15 protein-coding genes and 4 tRNA genes are annotated in these 19,611 nt (G+C 65.2%); 12 read left to right on the top strand and 7 right to left on the bottom strand.

Features of this window, described 5'->3' with window-relative positions; genetic code table 11:
* From JAB1_RS29940 to JAB1_RS14650, 4 genes are all read left to right on the top strand, one after another.
* The coding region (locus JAB1_RS29940; protein WP_175445069.1) for a hypothetical protein at positions 1 to 2,614 on the top strand (2,614 nt) is incomplete at its 5' end.
* Between the two features lie 110 nt (positions 2,615 to 2,724).
* The gene (locus JAB1_RS14640) at positions 2,725 to 4,020 is read left to right on the top strand and encodes a TolC family protein (protein ID WP_083299754.1); all 1,296 of its coding nucleotides are present in this window, start codon (positions 2,725 to 2,727) and stop codon (positions 4,018 to 4,020) included.
* 28 nt (positions 4,021 to 4,048) lie between these two features.
* Positions 4,049 to 6,193, top strand: a complete 2,145-nt coding sequence (locus JAB1_RS14645) for an ATP-binding cassette domain-containing protein (RefSeq protein WP_217494300.1) — start codon at positions 4,049 to 4,051, stop codon at positions 6,191 to 6,193.
* Complete coding sequence (locus JAB1_RS14650) at positions 6,190 to 7,359, top strand: HlyD family type I secretion periplasmic adaptor subunit (RefSeq protein WP_070280431.1); 1,170 nt, start codon at positions 6,190 to 6,192, stop codon at positions 7,357 to 7,359. Before JAB1_RS14645 ends, JAB1_RS14650 begins: the two co-directional genes overlap by 4 nt.
* 24 nt (positions 7,360 to 7,383) lie before the next feature.
* On the opposite strand, the gene udk is transcribed toward JAB1_RS14650, so the two are convergent.
* Both udk and JAB1_RS14660 read right to left on the bottom strand, forming a co-directional pair.
* Entirely contained in the window at positions 7,384 to 8,028 is a 645-nt protein-coding gene (gene udk, locus JAB1_RS14655; protein ID WP_070260278.1) for a uridine kinase, read from the bottom strand.
* Between the two features lie 59 nt (positions 8,029 to 8,087).
* On the bottom strand, positions 8,088 to 8,591 hold the full coding sequence (locus tag JAB1_RS14660; RefSeq protein ID WP_070280432.1) for a DUF2199 domain-containing protein: 504 nt from the start codon (positions 8,589 to 8,591) through the stop codon (positions 8,088 to 8,090).
* Between the two features lie 192 nt (positions 8,592 to 8,783).
* Here JAB1_RS14660 and JAB1_RS14665 point away from each other — a divergent pair, with 192 nt between their 5' ends.
* Together JAB1_RS14665 and JAB1_RS14670 are read left to right on the top strand one after the other, a co-directional pair.
* A complete protein-coding gene (locus JAB1_RS14665; protein ID WP_070280433.1) occupies positions 8,784 to 9,233 on the top strand; it encodes a DUF4240 domain-containing protein in 450 nt (149 codons plus the stop codon).
* Between the two features lie 7 nt (positions 9,234 to 9,240).
* Positions 9,241 to 9,609, top strand: coding sequence for a tetratricopeptide repeat protein (locus JAB1_RS14670; protein ID WP_070280434.1), 369 nt, complete (start codon positions 9,241 to 9,243; stop codon positions 9,607 to 9,609).
* A 15-nt stretch (positions 9,610 to 9,624) separates the two neighbouring features.
* Here JAB1_RS14670 and JAB1_RS14675 read toward each other — a convergent pair whose 3' ends face one another.
* The 4 genes from JAB1_RS14675 to rnr form a co-directional block, all read right to left on the bottom strand.
* The gene (locus JAB1_RS14675; protein ID WP_070260269.1) at positions 9,625 to 10,323 is read right to left on the bottom strand and encodes a YceH family protein; all 699 of its coding nucleotides are present in this window, start codon (positions 10,321 to 10,323) and stop codon (positions 9,625 to 9,627) included.
* Between the two features lie 10 nt (positions 10,324 to 10,333).
* On the bottom strand, positions 10,334 to 11,083 hold the full coding sequence (cysE, locus tag JAB1_RS14680) for a serine O-acetyltransferase (RefSeq protein WP_070280435.1): 750 nt from the start codon (positions 11,081 to 11,083) through the stop codon (positions 10,334 to 10,336).
* A 192-nt stretch (positions 11,084 to 11,275) separates the two neighbouring features.
* The gene (rlmB, locus tag JAB1_RS14685) at positions 11,276 to 12,019 is read right to left on the bottom strand and encodes a 23S rRNA (guanosine(2251)-2'-O)-methyltransferase RlmB (RefSeq protein WP_034784003.1); all 744 of its coding nucleotides are present in this window, start codon (positions 12,017 to 12,019) and stop codon (positions 11,276 to 11,278) included.
* 15 nt (positions 12,020 to 12,034) lie between these two features.
* A complete protein-coding gene (gene rnr / locus JAB1_RS14690) occupies positions 12,035 to 14,584 on the bottom strand; it encodes a ribonuclease R (RefSeq protein ID WP_034784001.1) in 2,550 nt (849 codons plus the stop codon).
* A gap of 387 nt (positions 14,585 to 14,971) precedes the next feature.
* Here rnr and JAB1_RS14695 point away from each other — a divergent pair.
* The 4 genes from JAB1_RS14695 (at position 14,972) to JAB1_RS14710 (ending at position 15,768) form a co-directional block, all read left to right on the top strand.
* A tRNA-Leu gene (locus tag JAB1_RS14695) sits at positions 14,972 to 15,056 on the top strand.
* A 321-nt stretch (positions 15,057 to 15,377) separates the two neighbouring features.
* Positions 15,378 to 15,462, top strand: a tRNA-Leu gene (locus JAB1_RS14700).
* A gap of 68 nt (positions 15,463 to 15,530) precedes the next feature.
* Positions 15,531 to 15,615: transfer RNA gene (locus JAB1_RS14705), tRNA-Leu, on the top strand.
* Positions 15,616 to 15,683: 68 nt separating this feature from the next.
* Positions 15,684 to 15,768 (top strand) — tRNA-Leu (locus JAB1_RS14710).
* Positions 15,769 to 15,854: 86 nt separating this feature from the next.
* On the opposite strand, the gene JAB1_RS14715 is transcribed toward JAB1_RS14710, so the two are convergent.
* Entirely contained in the window at positions 15,855 to 16,706 is an 852-nt protein-coding gene (locus JAB1_RS14715) for an SDR family oxidoreductase (RefSeq protein WP_070280436.1), read from the bottom strand.
* Positions 16,707 to 16,822: 116 nt separating this feature from the next.
* Between JAB1_RS14715 and JAB1_RS14720 the strand changes: the two genes are divergently transcribed.
* The gene (locus JAB1_RS14720) at positions 16,823 to 17,251 is read left to right on the top strand and encodes a helix-turn-helix domain-containing protein (protein ID WP_070280437.1); all 429 of its coding nucleotides are present in this window, start codon (positions 16,823 to 16,825) and stop codon (positions 17,249 to 17,251) included.
* 91 nt (positions 17,252 to 17,342) lie between these two features.
* Positions 17,343 to 19,595 carry an ATP-binding protein gene (locus JAB1_RS14725; protein ID WP_070280438.1) on the top strand — a complete coding sequence of 751 codons (2,253 nt, stop codon included), beginning with the start codon at positions 17,343 to 17,345 and terminating at the stop codon, positions 19,593 to 19,595.
* Positions 19,596 to 19,611: the final 16 nt, after the last annotated feature.

Genomic DNA, 19,611 nt, shown 5'->3' on the forward strand with positions numbered 1-19,611 from the left:
TGCCGCCGCCGATACGGCTGCCGCTGCGGCCGCCGCCGTGGCAGCCATCTCGGCCGCCGCCACGCAACATGCGCAAGCGGACGATATTGCCGCTGCCGCCGCCGCCCTCACGGCGTCCGTCTCGCTGGCAGCCACGCTGGCCGCGCAGGCCGCCGATGCGGCTGTCGGCACGACCGCGGCAGCCGCTGCGAGCGCGCTGGCCGCGCTGAACCAGGCCCTGAACGACGACAGCCTCGCCGCGGCAGCAGCCACGGCGGCGGCCAACGCGCAAGCGGCCCTGAATACCGCCACGACCACACTCAACGCGGCGATATTGACGGCCAGCGCCTCGCTCGCCGCCACGAATGCCGCCCTGGCCGACGACGCCACGGCGGCAAGCACGGCGGCAGCAGCGGCAGCGGCCCAGCTCATTGCCGATGCCGCGCTGCTGGCCGATGCAGGGCTGGCCGCGCTCGCAACGGCAGCCAACAATGCACTGGCAGCAGCCAGCGCCGCGCTGGCCGCCGACGATGCCGCCGCCAATGCCGCGCACACGGCCGCCCTTTCGGCGGCCGCCACCCTGGCGGCGCAGCTGGCCGATACGGCAGCCCTGAATGCCCATGCCGCGCTCAATGCGGCCATCGCCAACCTGAACGCGGCGGTAACGGCCGATACCAACGCCCTGGATGCCGACAATGACAGGACGCTGAAACTGAACCTCCTCCTCACCGCCCAGAGTGCGGCCGATGACGCGGCGCAGGCCAATGCCAATGCAGCTGCCGCCCATGCGGCGCTGGCGGCGGCGCAGGCCGACGATGCGGCGGCTGCCACCGCTGCCGCCAATGCGACTGCCGCGCATGCGGCGGCCGTCGCGGCGCAGAACGCCGATGCCGCTGCGGCAGCGGCAGCGGCGCAAGCGGCCATTTCCCTGGCCGCCACCCTCAATGCCCAGGCGGATGACGCCACCGCGGCAGCGGCCGCCACGGCCGCCGCGAATGCGCAACTGGCCCTGGACGCAGCCCTGGCAGCGGACGCCAACGTCGCCGCCACCGCGGCAGCGGCAGCGGCCGCCCAGCTGGCGGCGCAAAACGCGCATGATGCCGATGTTGCGGCAGCGGCAGCGGCCGTTGCCGCTGCCATTACCCTGGCAGCCACGCAAGCGGCGCAGGCAGACGACGCGGCAGCCGCGCTGGCAGCGGCCAATGCCGCCAACGCCCAGGCAGCGCACGACGCCGCCGTCGCCGACGACCAGGCAGCTGCGGATGCCGCCGCCACCGCAGCGCTGGCGCAAACGGCTGCCACGGCAGCGGCAGCCGCGGATGCTGCCGCCAGCGCCAGCGCCGCCGCAGCGGCAGCATCACTGCTCGCCGCCCAGGCGGCGCAGGCCGACGACACGGCAGCCAATCAGGCAGCGGCCAATGCCGCCGCCGCCACCGCCGCGCACACGGCCGCCATCGCCGCCGATGCGCTGGCCATCAGCACGGCAGCAACGGCTGCCACCGCCCTGGCCGCCGCCACGGCGGCGCAAAACGACGATGACGCCGCGGCCGCAGCCGCCGCCCAAGCCGCCATCTCGCTGGCGCTCACCCAGGCGGCACAGGCCGACGATGCGGCGGCAGCAGCGGCCACGGTCAACGCCAACAACGCGGCGGCAGCGGCACTTGCCGCCCATGCGGCCGATGCGGCAGCGCCGCTGGCGCAGGCGCAGGCCGCCGCTTCCCTGCTTGCCCTGCAAGCGGCGCAAGCCGACGATGCGGCCGCCGCCAGCGCGGCAGCAGCAGCGGCGCAAGCGCACGCCAATGCGAGTGCCGCGTATGCGGACGATGCGGCAGCGGCCCAGGCCAATGCCGACGCACAGGCTGCCGACGTGGCCCTGGCACAGGCGAACGCCATCGCCGCGCAGACCGACGCCAGTGCCCTGGCCGTCGTGGCGAATGCGGACGCCACCAACGCCGCCGCCGCGCAAGCGCTGGCCGACCAGACCGATGCCGTGGCCCTCACCCAGGCTGCCGATGCGGCAGCGGCAGCGGCGCTGGCAGCGGCGCAGACAGCCGCCCTGACGGACGCCAATGCCCTGCACCTGGCAGCCGATGCGGCAGCAGCAGCCGCCCTGCAGGCGCAGGCGCAGGCGGACCTGACGGACGCCAGCTCGCTGACGGTGGCGGCGAATGCCGATGCCGCCGCAGCGGCGGCAGCCCAGGCCCAGGCCGACCTGACGGACGCGAGCCAGCTGTTCGTGCTGAGCCAGAATGCCCTGCACAACCCGCTGACGGTGGCCGACTTCAGCACCGGCCTGCCGGCTGCCGGCGGCGACGTGATCGACATGTCGGCCATCGCCGACCTGACGGCGTCGGTGGCCGTGGGCGTCAACGTGGGCACAGACTTCAGCAACAATAACCTGTTCATCTTCGACGGCACATCCGTGTCGATCGGCGCGGCGGCCAGCGCCATCGCAGCCGACGACAGCGTCTTGTCGGGCCAGGGCTACATCGTCATCGCCGATGCGCAAAACAGCGGCGCCGTGACGGTGTATCACTCGAGTGACCTGAGCAACGCCAATGCCATCGACACGGCGCTGGTGCTGCTGAGCGGGGTGAACATCACGCAACTGACGGCGGCCAACTTCGTCGTCTGAAGCAGGGCACCCACGCCAGGCGCCGCGCCTGGCACGGCGGCGGGAGCGCAAGACAGCGCGCTCCCGCCACACCTTGAAATGCGTCAGGCTTCGGGCCGGAAAAATACGGGATGAGATTACGCGGTTTCCCAGCACTATCCTCACTGCCACGCATCGCGGCCTTGCTGGCGGCCGTGGCCATGGCATCGGTATCGTCTTTCGCCGGCGCCCAGGGCGCCACCGCCTGGAGCTTCGACCAGGTCTTGCAGCAGGCGCTGCAAAACCATCCCGCCGTGCAGGGCAAGCGTTCGGCGCAGGCGGCCGCGCGCGCCGAACTCGATGGCGCGCAGTGGCAGCGCTTTCCCAGCCTGTCGGCAGAAGTGCCCACCGGTTCGCAGGAAACGGGCGGCGTGGTGCGCATCGAGCAGCCGCTGTGGAGCGGCGGACGCATCGACGCCGGCATCGATGCCGCCGGCAGCCGGGTCGATGCGGCCGGCGCCGCCATCGAGGAAGAACGCCTGACCCTCTCCTTGCGCGTGATCGCCGCCTACACGGAAGCGCTGCGCCAGACGGCGCGCGTGCGCTCGGCCGAGGCGGGCCTGGCCGAGCACCAGCGCCTGCTGGACATGATCAAGCGCCGCGTGGTGCAGTCGGTCAGCTCGCAGACGGACCAGCGCCTGGCCGAATCGCGCGCCTACCAGGCGGCCAACGACGTATCGAATGCACGCCAGGCGCTGGAAAACGCGCTGGCGCAGCTGTCGCAACTGGCCGGCAAGCCCGTGCGCCTCGTCAGCGCCACGGGCATCGGCGTGGGCGAACCGCTGCCCGACGCCAGCCTGGAGCGGGTCATGCGCCAGGCCATCGCCTACTCCCCCACCCTGCACCGCCTCGATTTCGAGGCGCAGGCAGCCGATTCCGAAATCACCATGCAGCGCTCGGCCTACATGCCGAAAGTGGTGCTGCGCATGGAAAAGCCGACGGGCGGCGGCATCAATGCCGACAACCGCACGCGCGCCATGCTGGTACTGCAGGCGCAGCCGGGCGCCGGCCTGTCGGCCAAGGCTGGCGTGGATGCCGCCGTGGCCCGGCGCGAAGGCGCGCGCGCCGCGCACGACGTGGCCGAACGCGAAGTGCGCGAGCGTTTCACCCTGGACTGGAACGAGGCCGAAGCGAGCCGCCAGCGCCTGGGCAACGCGGGCGAGGCCAGCACCACCTCGACGCAGGTATTCGAATCGTATGCGCGCCAGTACGTGATCGGCCGCAAGAGCTGGAACGACGTGCTCAATGCCGTGCGCGAAGCGACCCAGGCGCAGTTTTCACTGGAAGACACGCGCGCGCAAGCCATCGCCGCCAGCCTGCGCCTGGCCGCGCAAACGGGCACCCTGACCGGGCGCACGGCGCCGGCAGGCATGGCGCGCGCGAATTGACACCGACATGATGCACACAGGAGACAGCGTGGATACCTCCATCAAACATGGCTTGCTGACACTCATCGAGCGCGCCGCCCGCCTGACGGGCCAGCACGTGCCCGCCGCGCGCCTGGCCGACCTGCAGCGCCAGCTCGATGACGCCGACGACAGCGGCCCGCCCGCCATGGTACTGACCACCCTCTGGCAGGCGGCCGGGCTGGAAGGCGCGGCGCGTCCGCTGCACGAGCCGACGCCGGGCGAGCTGCCATTCGCCGTCTACAGCGCCAGCACGGGCTGGGGCTTGCTGCAGTCGCGCGGCGCCGACGGCGCCTGGCGCGGCGAAGGCATCGATGGGCGCGCCTTGCAGCTGGCGACACTGGCCGGCCTGGCTTGCGTGGGCCTGCCGCGCCGCAGCGAAAAAAGCGGCGCCCGCCCCGGCGCCCTGGGCCTCGTGCGCAACGCCCTGTGGCTGAAGAAAAGCGTGTTTGTCGACGCCGTGCTGGCCACCGCGCTGGTGACCCTGCTGACCATGGCCACTTCGCTGTTTTCCATGCAGGTGTACGACCGCGTGATCCCGAACCAGAGCTTCAGCACCCTGTGGGTGCTGGTGGTGGGCGTGGCCCTGTCGATCGGCCTGGAATTCATCCTCAAGCAGGTGCGCAGCCGCATCGTCGACCACTCGTGCAATGACGTCGACCATGAATTGTCCGAGTGGTTTTTCCAGCGCATGCTGGGCATCCGCATGGAGGCGCGCCCCGCTTCCGTCGGCACCCTGGCGGCGCAGGTAAAAGGCTTTGAAATGGTGCGCGGCGTGCTGACGTCGACATCGCTGTTCGTGCTGACGGACGTGCCCTTCGCCGTGATTTTTCTCGCCATGATCACCATTATCGGCGGCTGGCTGGTGGTGGTGCCGCTGGTGGCCCTGCCGCTGGCCCTCGTGTGCGGTTTGATGTTCCAGCGCGCCATCGAAAGCCATACGCGCAAGAACCTCAACGCCAGCAACCGCAAGGCGGGCTTGCTGGTGGAAGCCGTCGACGGCGTCGAAACGCTCAAGGGCAGCAGCGCCGAATGGATGATGCAGGCGCGCTGGGCCGAACTGGTGGCCGAGAGCAGCCACGCGGAGCAGAATATCCGCGACTATGCGGCCCTGTCGCAAAACATCACGGCCGCCTTCCAGCAGCTGACCAACGTGGCGCTGATCTCCATGGGCGCGTGGTTCGTTGCGGAGAACCAGATGACCATGGGCGCCCTGATGGCGTGCACCATCATCAGCAACCGCGCCCTGATGCCCATCGTGCAGCTGCCCGCCGTGATGGTGCAGTGGGCGCATGCGCGCGCCTCGATCGACGGCCTGGAGCAAGTCATCAGCCTGCCCAACGAAGCGGACAATGCGCAGTTCGCGCTGACGCCGCGCAGCCTCGATACGGGCTTGCGCTTCGAACGCATCCGCTTCACGTATGGCGGCGCGCAAAAGGTGGCGCTGGAAGTGGAAAACCTCGCCATCCGACCCGGCGAGCGCGTCGGCCTGGTGGGCGCCATCGGTTCGGGCAAGAGCACCCTGCTGAAACTGGCCTCGGGCCTGTACCAGCCGGCCGAAGGCAAGGTGTACCTGGGCGACGTCGACATGGCCCTGCTGGCGCCGGCCGTGGTGCGCGAAATGGTCGGCTACCTGCCGCAGGAAACGCGGCTGTTCAGCGGCACCCTGCGCGACAACCTGCTACTGGGGCTGGCCGACCCGGGCGAGGAAGCGATCCTGGCGGCCGCCAAACGCACGGGCCTGATCGAACTGATACTGGGCCAGCCACGGGGACTGGCGCTGGGCATCACCGAGGGCGGGCGCGGCGTGTCGGGCGGCCAGCGCCAGTTGATCGCCGTCACGCGTTTGCTGCTGGCCAAGCCGCGCATCTGGCTGCTCGATGAACCGACGGGCGCCATGGATGCGAAGACGGAAGCGCGCATCGTCGGGCTGTTGGGCGAACTGGCGGCCGAAGGCGTGACCATGGTCGCCACCACGCACAAGAACGCCCTCTTGCCCCTGCTCGACCGCCTGGTGGTGCTGCAGGCGGGACGGGTGCTGCTGGACGGCCCACGCGATGCCGTGCTGGCCAAGCTGTCGGGCAAGCCGCAAGCCGTACCCGCCCCTGCCCCGGCACCGCAAGCAGCGCCGGTGGCGCAAGGAGCGGTGGCATGAAACTGGCCAAGGTCGAAGCGCGGGAAGAAGCGAAACGGGGCCGGGTGCTGATCTGGAGCTGCACGGCGGCGCTGACCGGTGTCATCGCCTGGGCTTCATGGGCGGAGCTGGACCAGGTCACGCGCGCCAACGGCCAGGTGATCGCCAGTTCGCGCAACCAGATCATCCAGGTGGCCGATGGCGGCGTGCTGGCCGAACTGCGCGTGCATGAAGGCAGCATCGTGAAAAAGGGCGAATTGCTGGCCCGTTTCGACCGCACGCGGGCCGAGACGAGCTACCTGGAAAGCACGGCCAAGGCGGCCGGATTGAAGGCGGCCGTGGCGCGCCTGCAGGCGGAAGTGTTTGGCGGCGCGCCGAAGTTCCCGCCCGAACTGCAGGCGTTCCCGGAATTTCGCGCCAACCAGCTGGCCCTGTTCAGCAAGCGCCAGGGTGCAGTGCAGGCGGAAGTGAGCTCGCTGGAAAGCGCCATGAAGCTGATCAAGGAAGAGCTGGAAATGAATCTGCCGCTGCTGGAAACGGGCGATGTCAGCCGCGCCGAGGTATTGAAACTGCGGCGGCAGGTGGTCGATATCCAGGCGCAGATCACCAACCGGCGCAACAAATACCTGCAGGACAGCCAGACGGACCTGGTGAAAGCCCAGGAAGACCTGGCCGGCGTGCTGCAGACGGTCACGCAGCGCAAGGAGCAGCTGGGCTCGACGGATATCTACGCGCCCACCGACGGCATCGTGCGCAACGTGCGCCTCACGACCTTGGGCGGCGTGGCCAAGCCGGGCGAGGAAATCCTGCAGATCGTGCCGACGGACGATGACCTGATCATCGAGGCGAAAGTCAAGCCGGCCGACATCGCCTTCATCAAGCCCGGCCTGCCCACGGCCGTGAAACTGGACGCCTACGACTACGGCATCTACGGCCGCCTGCGCGGCACCGTCAGCTACATCAGCGCGGACACCTTAAGTGAAGACAACAAGGGCAACGAGCAGCCGTACTACCGCGTGCAGATCAAGACCAGCGGGCGCAATCTGATGGGCAAGAATGGCGAGCCGATCCTGATCCAGCCCGGCATGACGGCCACGGTGGAAATCAACACGGGCCGCAAGACGGTCTTGCGCTACCTGACGAAACCGATCACCAAGACATTCTCGGAGTCGATGGGGGAACGCTGACGCAGCGGGCTGCGTCAGCCTGCTTCAGCCGGCCGGTTTCAATCGGCCAATGACGCTGGCCACCTTGGCCGTGATCATGTCGACCGCGGGGCCGTTGGCGCCATGCGGCAAAATGACATCGGCATTGCGCTTGGTCGGTTCGATGAATTGCTTGTGCATCGGGCGCACGGTTTCCAGGTACTGCTCGATGACGCTTTCCACCGAGCGGCCACGCTCCGTGATATCGCGTTGCATGCGGCGGATGAAGCGCACGTCGGAGGCCGTGTCGACAAAGATCTTCAGCGACATCATGTTGCGCAAGTCTTCGTCATACAGGGCAAACAGGCCTTCGATCACGATCACCGGCGCCGGCTTGACCAAGATGGTCCTGTCGGAGCGGTTGTGCAGCGTGAAGTCGTACTCGGGCATCTCGATCGCCTCGCCATTGCGCAAGGCCTGGATGTGCTGCACCAGCAATGGCCACTCGAACGCCTGCGGATGGTCGTAATTCTGCTGCCTGCGCACTTCAGGGGAGAGATGGGTTTGGTCGCAGTAGTAGTCGTCCTGCATCACGACCGAGACCATGTCGGCGCCAAAGGACGCCAGCACTTGTTGGGATACGGTGGACTTGCCACTGCCGCTTCCGCCAGCGACACCAATAACAAACGGTTGGAAGGAAATAGTATTCATGCCGAATGATACCGGAAACGTGCGCGGACCGACAGGGAGCGGCTGAAAAGCCGGGCCTGTCAATCGCCATGCATCAGCTGCGCATACAGCTCGGCCACCCGCTCTGCCGTGATGCCGTCGCGCTGTTCCACCGCCAGCGGGTGATCCGTCGGTTCCAGCTCGATGGCCGGACGCATGCCATCGTCGCGCAGGTGCACGCGGGTCTTCAGGTTCAGGGTAGCGGGATACACGGGCAGTTGCGTGCTGAGCCAGCCGAAGAAGGGGCCGATGTGCGCCCGTTTGGCATCGTTGAAGCAGGCGTCCCATGCGTCGAAGCTGTCGCCGCTCAGCGATACCCACACGCCCCAGCTGAACGGCTCGTCCGCGCCGTGCACGGGGATGTCGAGGGTGACGCGCACGAAGCAGTGCGCTTCGTCAACGATGCAAGCGTCGCTGTCGAGCTGGCAGCGCGCTTCGCGTTCGGCGGGCGCCATCTGCTGGTACAGCCACGGTGCGTCGGCGCCGAAGCTGGGCATGCCCGTGTGAGTCTCGCCGCAGGAGCGGCACAGGAAGGAAAAAGTCATGTGGGAAGGACGCTTGGTCGAATTGTATGCGGTGTTGATTACAAAGAGTTACTTGAGGAAAGCGTGCGCTTGGCATTCGGGCAAGATGATATTCTAAACAAGCCCACAATGCACAGACGGGACGCATCGCGCCAAGGGCATTGCATGCCTGATCTCTTTCAGTATCGATAGACTATTTACCTGGAATAAACAATGAACGAAGAAAAATTTTGGCAGCTGATAGAGCAAATCGACCGTGAAGCCCTGGAAGACGGCGATGCCGATGCCGCGGTGGAACCATTGACCGAAGCACTCGCCGAGTTGCCGGTCAAGGACATCAAGGGCTTCGAGGAGTGCCTGGCTCAGGCACTGTACCAGCTCGATGGCAAGGTGTTTGCGGACCATGCCGGCAACTCAGGAAAGTCGGATGACGGTTTCCTGTATGCGCGCTGTTTCGTCGTCGGCTCGGGCAAGGCCACGTATGACAGCGTGCTGGCCGACCCCACGCTGATGCCCGACCAAACGGACAAGTGGCTGGAAGAACTGTTGAGCGTCGCTCCCGAGGCCTGGTCCGAGAAGACAGGGCGTGACACCGATGACTGGGATTTTACCGCCAGCGTCGATTATGAAACCGGAAGCAATTCCGCCGCCTGGCCTGGCTAAGGCGGCAATGGACGCCATCGCCGCAAGCAGGGCGCATATCCAGCTGGCCGAAGGCGATGCCGGGCAATGGGAGGCGCACATGGCGGCAGCCGAGGCCGTGTTGCGCAGCGCCTTGCAAGCGGCCCGGCAAGACACGGCCCTGATCACTTGCCTGGGCGCCGTGCTGTGCGACCAGGGCAAGTACAGGGACGCCGTCAACGTACTGGAAACGGCGCTCAAGCTCGGTTCGACGGACAGTCATACCCATTACAACCTGGGGGTGGCCCTGGCGGGACTGGCAAAACCACGCAAGGCCATGACGCAATTTGGCAAGGCGCAGGGCCTTGCCGCGTCCAGCCTGACCTGGACCGCCTATTTCGACCCGCAAGCCCAATAGGCGCGTGCCCGGAAATTATTCGAACTGCTTGCGGAACGCCTCGAACTGCGCCGCCAGGCCATCGAAGTCGCTGCGCAATTGCAGCACTTCCTGTTCCAGCTGGGCCACCCTGCTGCCCTGCTGCGGCGCGCTGACGGCGCCCGCAAAACCTGCCGCCGTCTCGATCTGCGCCAGCGCCTCTTCGCCGCCCAGCAGATGGCCGTAGCGCGGTTCCTTGGCGCCGGGCGCGACGGCCAGCTTGGCCACCAGCGGCGGGTATTTGTCGATCAAGAATTGCAGGCCGGCTTCCACTTCCGCCACGGACTTGAATTCATGCACGCGGCCGCTGCGGCTGCGGATCTCGCCCGCCGTCTGCAAGCCGCGCAGCATCAATATCGTCAGGATGGCCAGCTTGTCCTGTTCCAGCGACCACTTGATGCGCATGCGGTGTTCGTACTTGGCGACCCGCGCACCCGCCTGCGTGATGCCGTTGACGAACTTGCGCTGCATCAAACGCTGCAGCACGTCGTAGACGGTTTCTTCGGACAGGGCCATGACGGGGTCGCGGCTGGACAGCTGGTTGCAGCCGTTCGTCAGGGCATTCAGCGACAGCGGATAGCTGTCCGGCGTCAGCGCTTCCTTTTCGGCCAGCACGGCCAGCACGCGGATCTCGAAGGGGTCGAGCAGATTGGGATTGTCGCTGCTTTTTTCTGCTGCGTTTGCGTCTGTAGTCATGCCTGTATCCTTAATCAACCAGCTTGTTCATTTGCTCGGAATCGAATTTATCACACTCGGGCACGCCCTGGCAGCAGATGCCCGCCGCCTTCAGGGTGGCGAGGATGGTTTCGATGCGCTGCTCCTGTGCCACGGCATGCGTGATCAAGCCTTGCAGGGCTTTCGACAGCGGATCGTCGCCGTTGGGCGTCACGCCATATGCGGCGAACAAATGGGCCGTGCTGCCCTCGCGCAGGGCGCTGACATCCTTTTGCACGATGTGCGCGGGATTGCCGACGGCCGTGGCGCCGGACGGCACGGGTTTCAGCAGCACGGCGTTCGAACCCACCTTGGCGTACTCGCCCACCGTGAAACTGCCCAGCACCTGCGCGCCTGCGCCGACGATGACGCCCCGCTCCAGCGTCGGATGGCGCTTGGCGCCACTGTGCAGCGACGTGCCGCCCAAGGTCACGCCCTGGTAGATGGTGCAGTCGTCGCCGACGACGGCCGTCTCGCCGATCACCACGCCGAAGCCATGGTCGATGAAGACGCGCCGGCCGATGACGGCGCCCGGATGGATCTCGATGCCCGTGATGATGCGGGCGATATATGAAATGAAGCGCCCTACCCACTTCAGGTGCCGCGTCCAGCACCAGTGCGCCCAGCCATGCATGACGATGGCGTGCAGGCCAGGATAACAGGTCAGCACCTCCCAGCCATTGCGGGCGGCAGGGTCACGTTCAATGATGCTGTTGATATCTTCGCGCAGGTGGTGGAACATAATGACAATGAATAAGATGGAACGCAAATGGTAGCGTATTCGGCGGCGTGCTGCCGGGGAGGCAGATAAACAACCGCCGCCTCAAGGGCGGCGGCATATCAAAGAAGCGCTACAAAACGTTCAGGGCAAGGCGCATTGCCGAAGACAGTACAAAAGTACGGCGAGGCAATGCAACGCCGCCCTGGACGTTTTTTAGCCTTCTTTCGCGATGCGCTGGCGGCGGGCTTCGTAGAGACAGACGCCGGAAGCGACCGACACGTTCAGACTCTCGACGGAGCCGAACATCGGGATGCTGACGAGGATGTCGCAGGTGTCGCGCGTCAAACGGCGCATGCCTTCGCCTTCGGAACCCATGACGAGGGCCGTCGGACCCGTGAAATCGGCTTCGTACAAGCCTTTTTCGCCGTCGTCCGAGGTACCGATCAGCCAGATGCCCCGCTCTTTCAGTTCACGCATGGTGCGCGCCAGGTTCGTCACGGTGATGTACGGGACGGTTTCGGCGGCGCCACTGGCGACCTTGGCGGCCGTGGCGTTCAAGCCCACGGCGCGGTCCTTCGGCACGATCACGGCATGCGCGCCGACGCCGTCGGCCACGCGCAGGCAGGCGCCCAGGTTGTGCGGGTCGGTGATGCCGTCGAGAATCAACAGCAGCGGCGGGCCGTCGATGGCGTCCAGCAGCTCATCGAGATTGCGCGCCAGCGACAGCTGCGAGGCAAACGCGATCACGCCCTGGTGGCGGCGCGTGCCGACGATCTTGTCCAGACGCGACGAGTCGACAGGCATGACGCGCACGTTGGCAGCCTTGGCGGCGGCGATCATGTCCTTCATGCGGCCGTCGACGCGGCTGGCATCGACGAAAATTTCTTCCACGGACGACGCTTCATGACGCAGACGCGAGGTGACGGCGTGGAAGCCGAAAATCATTTTATTCTTCATTTGTTATCGTTTCTTTTATCGCTTGTTCTTGCTTGATTTTGATACAGTTTTTGCTGCACGTGGTGCCGCCGCAGCGGGTGCCGCGGCTGGTTTCTTGCTGCGCTTAGGTTCGGCGGCCTTGGGGGCTTCCTTCAGCGCTGCCTTGGCTGCAGGCTTGGCTTGCGCCTTGGCGCCATTGGAACGGCCGCCGGAACCCTTGCCGGCCTTGCCGCCGTTGTTGACGCTGGCCTTGATCTCATGGCGCTGCTCGGTCGCAGGACCGGGCTTGACCATGGATTTCTTTTCGCCCTTGCGCTTGCCGGCGCCGTTCGGCTTGGCTGGCGCATCTTCGCCCGCCAGTTCCGCATCGGTAACCAAACGCAGGTCAATCTTGCGCGTTTCCAGGTCGACACGCGCCACTTGCACCGTCAGACGGTCGGTCAGCTGGTAGCGCTTGCCCGTGCGTTCGCCGCGCAATTCATGGCGCGCATCGTCGTACTGGAAGTAGTCGGTGCCCAGCTCGGTGACGTGCACCAGGCCTTCGACAAACAGGGTATCGAGTTGCACGAAGACGCCGAAGGTGGTCACGCCGGTGATGGTGCCGGTGAACTCTTCGCCCAATTTGTCTTGCATGAAGTAGCACTTCAGCCAGGCTTCCACGTCGCGCGACGCTTCGTCGGCGCGGCGCTCGTTGGCCGAGCAATGCACGCCCAGCGCGTCCCAGATCGTCAGGTCCGTCTTCTTCGGCTTGCCGTCGGCCTTGTCCTTCGCTTGCTGCTTGCGCGTGGCGTTCGACACGTTCGTGTTCAGCACGGTCTTTTCGGACAGCTTCGGCTCGTATTTCTTGCCTTGCAAAATGGCCTTGATGGCGCGGTGCGTCAGCAGGTCGGGATAGCGGCGGATCGGGCTGGTGAAGTGGGCATATGCCTCGTACGCCAGGCCGAAGTGACCGATATTGTCCGGGCTGTAGACGGCTTGCTGCATCGAGCGCAGCAGCATCGTTTGCAGCAGGGCCGCGTCGGGACGCGCCTTGATCTGCTGCATCAGGGTCTGGTAATCGGATGCCGATGGCGTGTCGCCGCCCGTCAGGTTCAGGCCCACCTGCTTGAGGAAGGTGCGCACTTGCGTGAGCTTTTCCTTGGTCGGGCTGGCGTGGATGCGGTAGGTGCCGGGATGCTTGTTGCGCAGCAACAGATCCGCCGCGCAGACGTTGGCCGCCAGCATGCACTCTTCGATGATCTTGTGCGCTTCGTTGCGCGTGCGGGGGATGATCTTTTCGATCTTGCCGGCGCTATTGCAGACGATATACGTTTCCGTCGTCTCGAAGTCGATGGCGCCCCGCTCCGTGCGTGCTTTCAGCAAGGCGCGGTAGACGGCTTCCAGGTTTTGCAGGTGCGGCAGGATGTCCGCGCGGCGTGCCGCTTCGGGTCCCTTGGTGTTGCCCAGCACGGCAGCGACTTCGTCATACGTGAGGCGCGCGGCCGAATGGATCACGGCCGGGTAGAACTGGTAAGCCTTCAGTTCGCCCTTGTCGCTGACGACGGCGTCGCAGACGAGGGTCAAACGGTCGACGGCCGGGTTCAGCGAACACAGGCCATTCGACAGTTTTTCCGGCAGCATCGGGATCACGCGGCGCGGGAAGTAGACGGACGTGCTGCGTTCGAGCGCATCGGCATCGAGCGCGTCGTTCGGCTTCACGTAATGGCTGACGTCGGCAATCGCCACGATCAGGCGGAAGCAGTTGGCGCGGCCAATCTTGACGGGTTCGCAATACACGGCATCGTCGAAATCGCGTGCGTCCTCGCCATCGATGGTGACCAAAGGCACGTCGCGCAGGTCGACACGGTCTTTCAGGTCGGCGGCGCGCACTTCGAAGGGCAGCTTTTCAGCTTGCTTGAGGGCGGCGGCGGAAAAGACGTGCGGCACGTTGAATTTACGCACGGCAATCTCGATTTCCATGCCGGGATCATCGAGCGCACCGAGCACTTCGACGATCTTGCCGACAGGCTGCTTGAAGCGCATCGGTTGTTCGGTCAGCTCGACGCTGACGATCTGGCCGGCCTTCGCCTTGCCCACCGAACCGGTCACCAGGATGTCCTGGCCGATGCGCTGGTCTTCCGGCGCCACGACCCAGGTACCGTTTTCCTGGATCAGGCGGCCGATGACATGGGTATTGGCGCGGTAAGTGACCTCGACGATCGTGCCTTCCGGGCGGCCGCGGCGGTCCGTGCCGACGATGCGGGCCATGACCTTGTCGCCATGCAGTACTTTCTGCATTTCTTTCTCAGGCAGGAACAGGTCGGCGCTGGCGTCGTCGGGAATGACAAAGCCGAAGCCGTCGCGGTGGCTGGTAACGCGACCGGCGACAAGCGCGCTCTGGTCGGCCAGGCTGAAAACACCGCTGGCGTCAGACTTGAGCTGGCCGTCGCGCTCCATCGCCTTCAGGCGACGGACCAGGACATCCATGGAATCGGCATGCACTTGCAGCGTTTTCCCGAGAGACTGCGGGTCGAGAGGCGCGTTGACGCTGCGGAATATGCCGAGAATGTCCTCCCGGCTGGGGATGGTGTGGGTATTTTGGCTCAAAAGTATTTCTATAGTTGTTATTGACAGTGATCAAACGGAAGACAAAGACCGATGACATCACCGTCAATATTGACACGGTGATGTCCGGTAGTGTACCGGAGGACGCCTTGGTTTGCCTAACGGACAGCGTAGCGGAAACCGAACAAGTGCCCCGCCGATGAAAAAAAGGAGAAAAGCTGCGCAATGCATTTGACTTCGGCAAATATTGCTCTATAATCTCGGTCTCTTGCAGCGACAAACCTTCACGGGAATGCAGTTGCAGGAAAGCGGTACAGGGTTGATGTGCAGTATGGAGCGAAAGCTCATCTGGCGCAAAACTCTTCAAGCCGTTATAATAGCAGAATTGTTGCGAAGTTATTTTGCGACAAGTAATAGAGCAGCATCAGTGCCCACGTGGCGGAATTGGTAGACGCGCATGGTTCAGGTCCATGTGCCTTCGGGTGTAGGGGTTCGAGTCCCTTCGTGGGCACCATTACCTAATTCGCAAAAAAGCCGCAAACTTTCACGAGTTTGCGGCTTTTTTCATTTCCGCGACGAAAACTCCCTCCCCTCCCGCCAGCTGGCCACGCTGCGACAACCAGGCAGCACGGCACGCCCATCGACAGCAAGCCACGGGAAATCGCTGAAAAAATAGGCAGATTTAACCTTTTTTCATAGGGAACAGCCGTTTTCAGGCGAAAAAACATGTTTCTTGAAGAAAAGTGCAAAATGTTGATTGACCGAATGCACGCCAGCCCTTATGATTTTGTCCTCGCTGCAGAACATGCAGCGACAAGCAGCAAGCAGTAACAATGCCCACGTGGCGGAATTGGTAGACGCGCATGGTTCAGGTCCATGTGCCTTCGGGTGTAGGGGTTCGAGTCCCTTCGTGGGCACCACCAGCAACAAGTTGTCTATTGTTGTGATCCGCAGTAAAGTAGCAGATAGCAGTAACAAGCAGCACAATGCCCACGTGGCGGAATTGGTAGACGCGCATGGTTCAGGTCCATGTGCCTTCGGGTGTAGGGGTTCGAGTCCCTTCGTGGGCACCACCAGCAACGAGTTGTTGTCGTTGTAGTCCGCAGTACAGTAGTAAGATACAGCAACAAGCAGCATCAGTGCCCACGTGGCGGAATTGGTAGACGCGCATGGTTCAGGTCCATGTGCCTTCGGGTGTAGGGGTTCGAGTCCCTTCGTGGGCACCATTACCTAATTCGCAAAAAAGCCGCAAACTTTCACGAGTTTGCGGCTTTTTTCATTTCAAGATGCCGCGCTGCCGCGGCCCTTTCCCTTATTTGGCCAGTGCCGCCTTGACGGCCCCAAACAGGCTCGTCGTCGGACGGCCAATCAGCGCGCTCAATTGCTTGCCATTGTCTTCCAGGCCGCCCTTGGCCGCGCCCGCATCGGAGTCGGCCAGCAGGTCGGCAAACCCTTCCGGCACACCCACGCTCACCAGCGCCGCCTTGAAGTCCGCCTGCGGCATATCCTTATACGCAATCGCCTTGCCCGACTGGCGCGCCACTTCGGCCGCGTACTCGGCCAGGGTAAAGCCGTCGTCGCCAGCCAGTTCATAAATGGCTTGCGGCTGCTCGGCCGTCAGCACGGCGGCGGCCGCCGCCGCGTAGTCAAGGCGCGCGGCGGACGAGAAGCGGCCGCTTTGCGCCGCGCCCAGCACGACGCCATGCTCGAGCACGGGCGCCAGGTGTTCCGTATGGTTTTCCAGGTACCAGCCGTTGCGCAGGAAACTGTACGGCAGACCGGATGCGCGGATGGCCGTTTCCGTGATCACGTGCTCGGCGGCCAGGCCCAGCGGCGACGTGTCGGCGCGCAAGACGCTGGTGTAGGCCAGCAAGGCCACGCCGGCCCGCTTGGCCGCATCGATGACGTTCTGGTGCTGCTGCGCGCGCTGGCCCACTTCGCTCGACGAAATCAGCAGGATCTTCGTTGCACCCTTGAATGCCGCATCGAGGCTGGCGCCATCGTTGTAATCGGCCTGGCGCACTTGCACGCCCTGGGCGGCCAGGCCGGCGGCCTTGGCCGGGTTGCGCACGGCGGCGATGATATTGGCTGCGGGGATGGATGTGAGCAGGCTGGCGATGACGTGCTGGCCCAGATTGCCTGTGGCGCCGGTGATGACGATCATGATTTCTCCTTGGTACGTGGGTGGTAAAACCCTATAATAGGACTATTGCTTACTTATTGTAAGTACGTACCTTTTGGTAAGTATGAATGAAATCTACATTTACAGGTCCAACTATCATGTCCACAGACACTCCCGGCGACAGCCTGCGCACCGCCCTCGCCCGCCAAAACCAGGGGGCGCACCTGCTGGCGGCGGCCTGCCCGTCGCGCGCCGTGCTCAGCCACCTGACCAGCCGCTGGGCCGTGCTGGTGCTGGTATTGCTGCTGAGCGGCACGCGGCGCTTCAGCGAACTGCGCCGCGAAGTGGGCGGCGTGAGCGAAAAAATGCTGGCGCAAACCCTGGAAGCGCTGGCGGGCGACGGTTTCGTGCTGCGCCAGGCGTATCTGGTGATACCGCCCAAGGTGGAATACAGCCTGACGCCGCTGGGACGCGAGGCGGCCGAGCGCCTGGCCGTGCTGGTCGACTGGATCGAGGATAATTACCCGCGCATCGAACAGGCGCGCGCGGCCCTGGAAGCGGCACCGGCAGCGCAAAAAGCGGCTTGAACAGATTGCTTTGGGTCATCAAGAATTATCGTTTACTCCTACTTGCCTTGATGTAATACTAGGCCCATGAACCGCGTAAGGGCGCGATACCATGAACCAGTTGATTTCCTCCATCACCGACCGGGCCAATGTGCTGCTGGTCAGCAATTCGCCGAATGATGTGCGCGAACTGCTGTATGTGCTGGACCGGCATAACCTGGGCACGGGACTGGCGGGCGATATCGACGAAGGCGTGGAACTGGCGGCCGGCGGCACGGACCTGATCCTGCTCGACGCGGCGCTGGCGGGCACAAATATCGGCGCCACCTGCATGCGCCTGCGCAATGCGGGCGGACGCCACGGCGTGCCCCTGCTGCTGATGTCGGCCACTCCCAGCGCCGAGGAACAGGGCCGCAGCGTGGGCGCCGGCGCCAGCGACTACATCAAGATGCCCTTCAATGCGCGCGACGTGGCGGAAAAAATCCTCATGGAACTGGCGCTGCACAAGGCCGAGGCGCCAGCCGCCCGCCCCTTCGCCGCTCCCGCCACGCCACCGCGCCCCCTGCATCCGCAAACGCTGGAAGTCAATTACCACTCCATCCTGGCCGGTTCGCCCGACGCCGTGCTGCTGTTCGATATCGACAACCGCCTGCTGATCGACGCCAACCACCTGGCCGAAGAACTGTTCGGCATGCCGCTGGCCGAGCTGCTGCAAGGCGGCATGGAGCCCCTGTTCCCCAGGCATCAGAGCGATGGCAGCGCCTCGCCACAATTGCTGGAAGAAAAGATCCGCGATACATTGCAAGGCAAGATCGTCGTCTTCCGCGCCAGCTGCTGCCACCGCGACAGCCACCCGATCGCCTGCGAAATCCGCTTGATGCGCCTGTCCGTGCCGGGCCGCCAGCTCGTGCATGCGCGCATCATCGACTTGACCGAACGCAACCTGGCCGAAGCCATGCGCGCGGGCCAGAGCACCCTGCTGGAAATGGTCGCCAAGGGCGCGCCCCTGATCCCCACCCTGAACCAGTTGCTGCTGCTGATCGAAGGCCAGTCGCGCGGCGTGCTCTGCTCCATCATGCTGCTCGACGATGACGGCATCCACATGCACAGCGCGGCCGGTCCCAGCCTGCCGCCCGAATACATGGCCCTGCTCGAAGGCGTGGCCATCGGCCCTGGCGTGGGCTCTTGCGGCACCGCCATGTTCCTGCGCGAACCGGTGGTGGTCACCGACATCATGCGCGATCCGCTGTGGGCGCCCTACCGCGAGCTGGCCGCGCCGTTCGGCCTGCGCGCCTGCTGGTCGCGCCCCATCTTCGGCCAGGATGGCGCCGTGCTCGGCTCGTTCGCCATGTACTACCGCGAAGTGCGCCAGCCCGACGCGCGCGACCTGGAACTGATCGACACGGCGACCGACCTGGCCGGCATCGCCATCGGCCGCATGCGCCACGAACGCGAGCTGCAGCGCCACCGCGCCCACCTGGAAGAGCTGGTGGCCGAACGCACGGCGGCCTTGACGCAGGCCAAGGAACACTCGGAGCAAACGAACCTCGAACTGGCCGCCGCGCTGGAAAACCTGTCCATCACGCAGGAAGAACTGGTGCGCCGCGACAAGCTGGCCGCGCTCGGCGCGCTGGTGGCCGGCATCGCGCATGAACTCAATACGCCGATCGGCAACGGCCTGGTGGTGGCCACCACCATGGCCGAACGCACGCGCGAAATCCAGGCCAGCTTCCTCGACGGCCTGCGCCGCTCCGAACTGGGCGCCTACCTGACCCAGGCCAGCGAGGCGGACGCCATCATGCTGCGCAACCTGCAGCGCGCCGCCGACCTGGTCTCGAGCTTCAAGCAGATCGCCGTCGACCGCGCCAGTTCGCAGCGCCGCCACTTCCTGCTGCGCCAGTTCGTCGCCGAACTGATGCTGCCCATGTCCACGCCGCTCAAGGCCGCCGGCCTGAGCCTGACGCAGGACGTGCCGGACGGCCTGGCCATGGACAGCTATCCGGGCCCGCTGGGCCAGGTGCTGAGCAACCTGCTGGAAAATTGCCTGCGCCATGCCTTCGAGGGCCGCAGCGGCGGCAACATCGCCATCACGGCGCGCGACAGCGACGATGGGCAGACGATCACCCTGTCCATCGCCGACACGGGCGTGGGCATCGCCGCCGACGACCTGGCGCACGTCTACGACCCCTTCTTCACCACCAAGCTCGGTTCCGGCGGCTCTGGCCTGGGCCTGCATGTGGCGCACAACATCGTCACGGGCGTGCTGGGCGGCCATATCGACGCCACCAGCAACACCGGTGCCGGCAGCGGCACCACCTTCACCCTGCAACTGCCCGCCACGGCGCCGCAATCGCCCGCTCCCTGAACGGCAGGCGCGCTAC

It is taken from the genome of Janthinobacterium sp. MP5059B, assembly GCF_001758645.1.
GTDB classification, from domain to species: Bacteria; Pseudomonadota; Gammaproteobacteria; order Burkholderiales; family Burkholderiaceae_D; genus Janthinobacterium; species Janthinobacterium lividum.

Excerpts from the sequence above, each read along its gene's own strand:
- JAB1_RS14715 (WP_070280436.1), bottom strand. The coding sequence starts at position 16,706 with ATGATCGTCATCACCGGCGCCACAGGCAATCTGGGCCAGCACGTCATC.
- JAB1_RS14725 (WP_070280438.1), top strand. The coding sequence starts at position 17,343 with ATGAACCAGTTGATTTCCTCCATCACCGACCGGGCCAATGTGCTGCTG.
- JAB1_RS14670 (WP_070280434.1), top strand. The coding sequence starts at position 9,241 with ATGGACGCCATCGCCGCAAGCAGGGCGCATATCCAGCTGGCCGAAGGC.
- JAB1_RS14650 (WP_070280431.1), top strand. The coding sequence starts at position 6,190 with ATGAAACTGGCCAAGGTCGAAGCGCGGGAAGAAGCGAAACGGGGCCGG.
- JAB1_RS14640 (WP_083299754.1), top strand. The coding sequence starts at position 2,725 with ATGAGATTACGCGGTTTCCCAGCACTATCCTCACTGCCACGCATCGCG.
- JAB1_RS14675 (WP_070260269.1), bottom strand. The coding sequence starts at position 10,323 with ATGACTACAGACGCAAACGCAGCAGAAAAAAGCAGCGACAATCCCAAT.
- JAB1_RS14720 (WP_070280437.1), top strand. The coding sequence starts at position 16,823 with ATGTCCACAGACACTCCCGGCGACAGCCTGCGCACCGCCCTCGCCCGC.
- udk (WP_070260278.1), bottom strand. The coding sequence starts at position 8,028 with ATGAATACTATTTCCTTCCAACCGTTTGTTATTGGTGTCGCTGGCGGA.
- rlmB (WP_034784003.1), bottom strand. The coding sequence starts at position 12,019 with ATGAAGAATAAAATGATTTTCGGCTTCCACGCCGTCACCTCGCGTCTG.
- JAB1_RS14665 (WP_070280433.1), top strand. The coding sequence starts at position 8,784 with ATGAACGAAGAAAAATTTTGGCAGCTGATAGAGCAAATCGACCGTGAA.
- cysE (WP_070280435.1), bottom strand. The coding sequence starts at position 11,083 with ATGTTCCACCACCTGCGCGAAGATATCAACAGCATCATTGAACGTGAC.
- JAB1_RS14660 (WP_070280432.1), bottom strand. The coding sequence starts at position 8,591 with ATGACTTTTTCCTTCCTGTGCCGCTCCTGCGGCGAGACTCACACGGGC.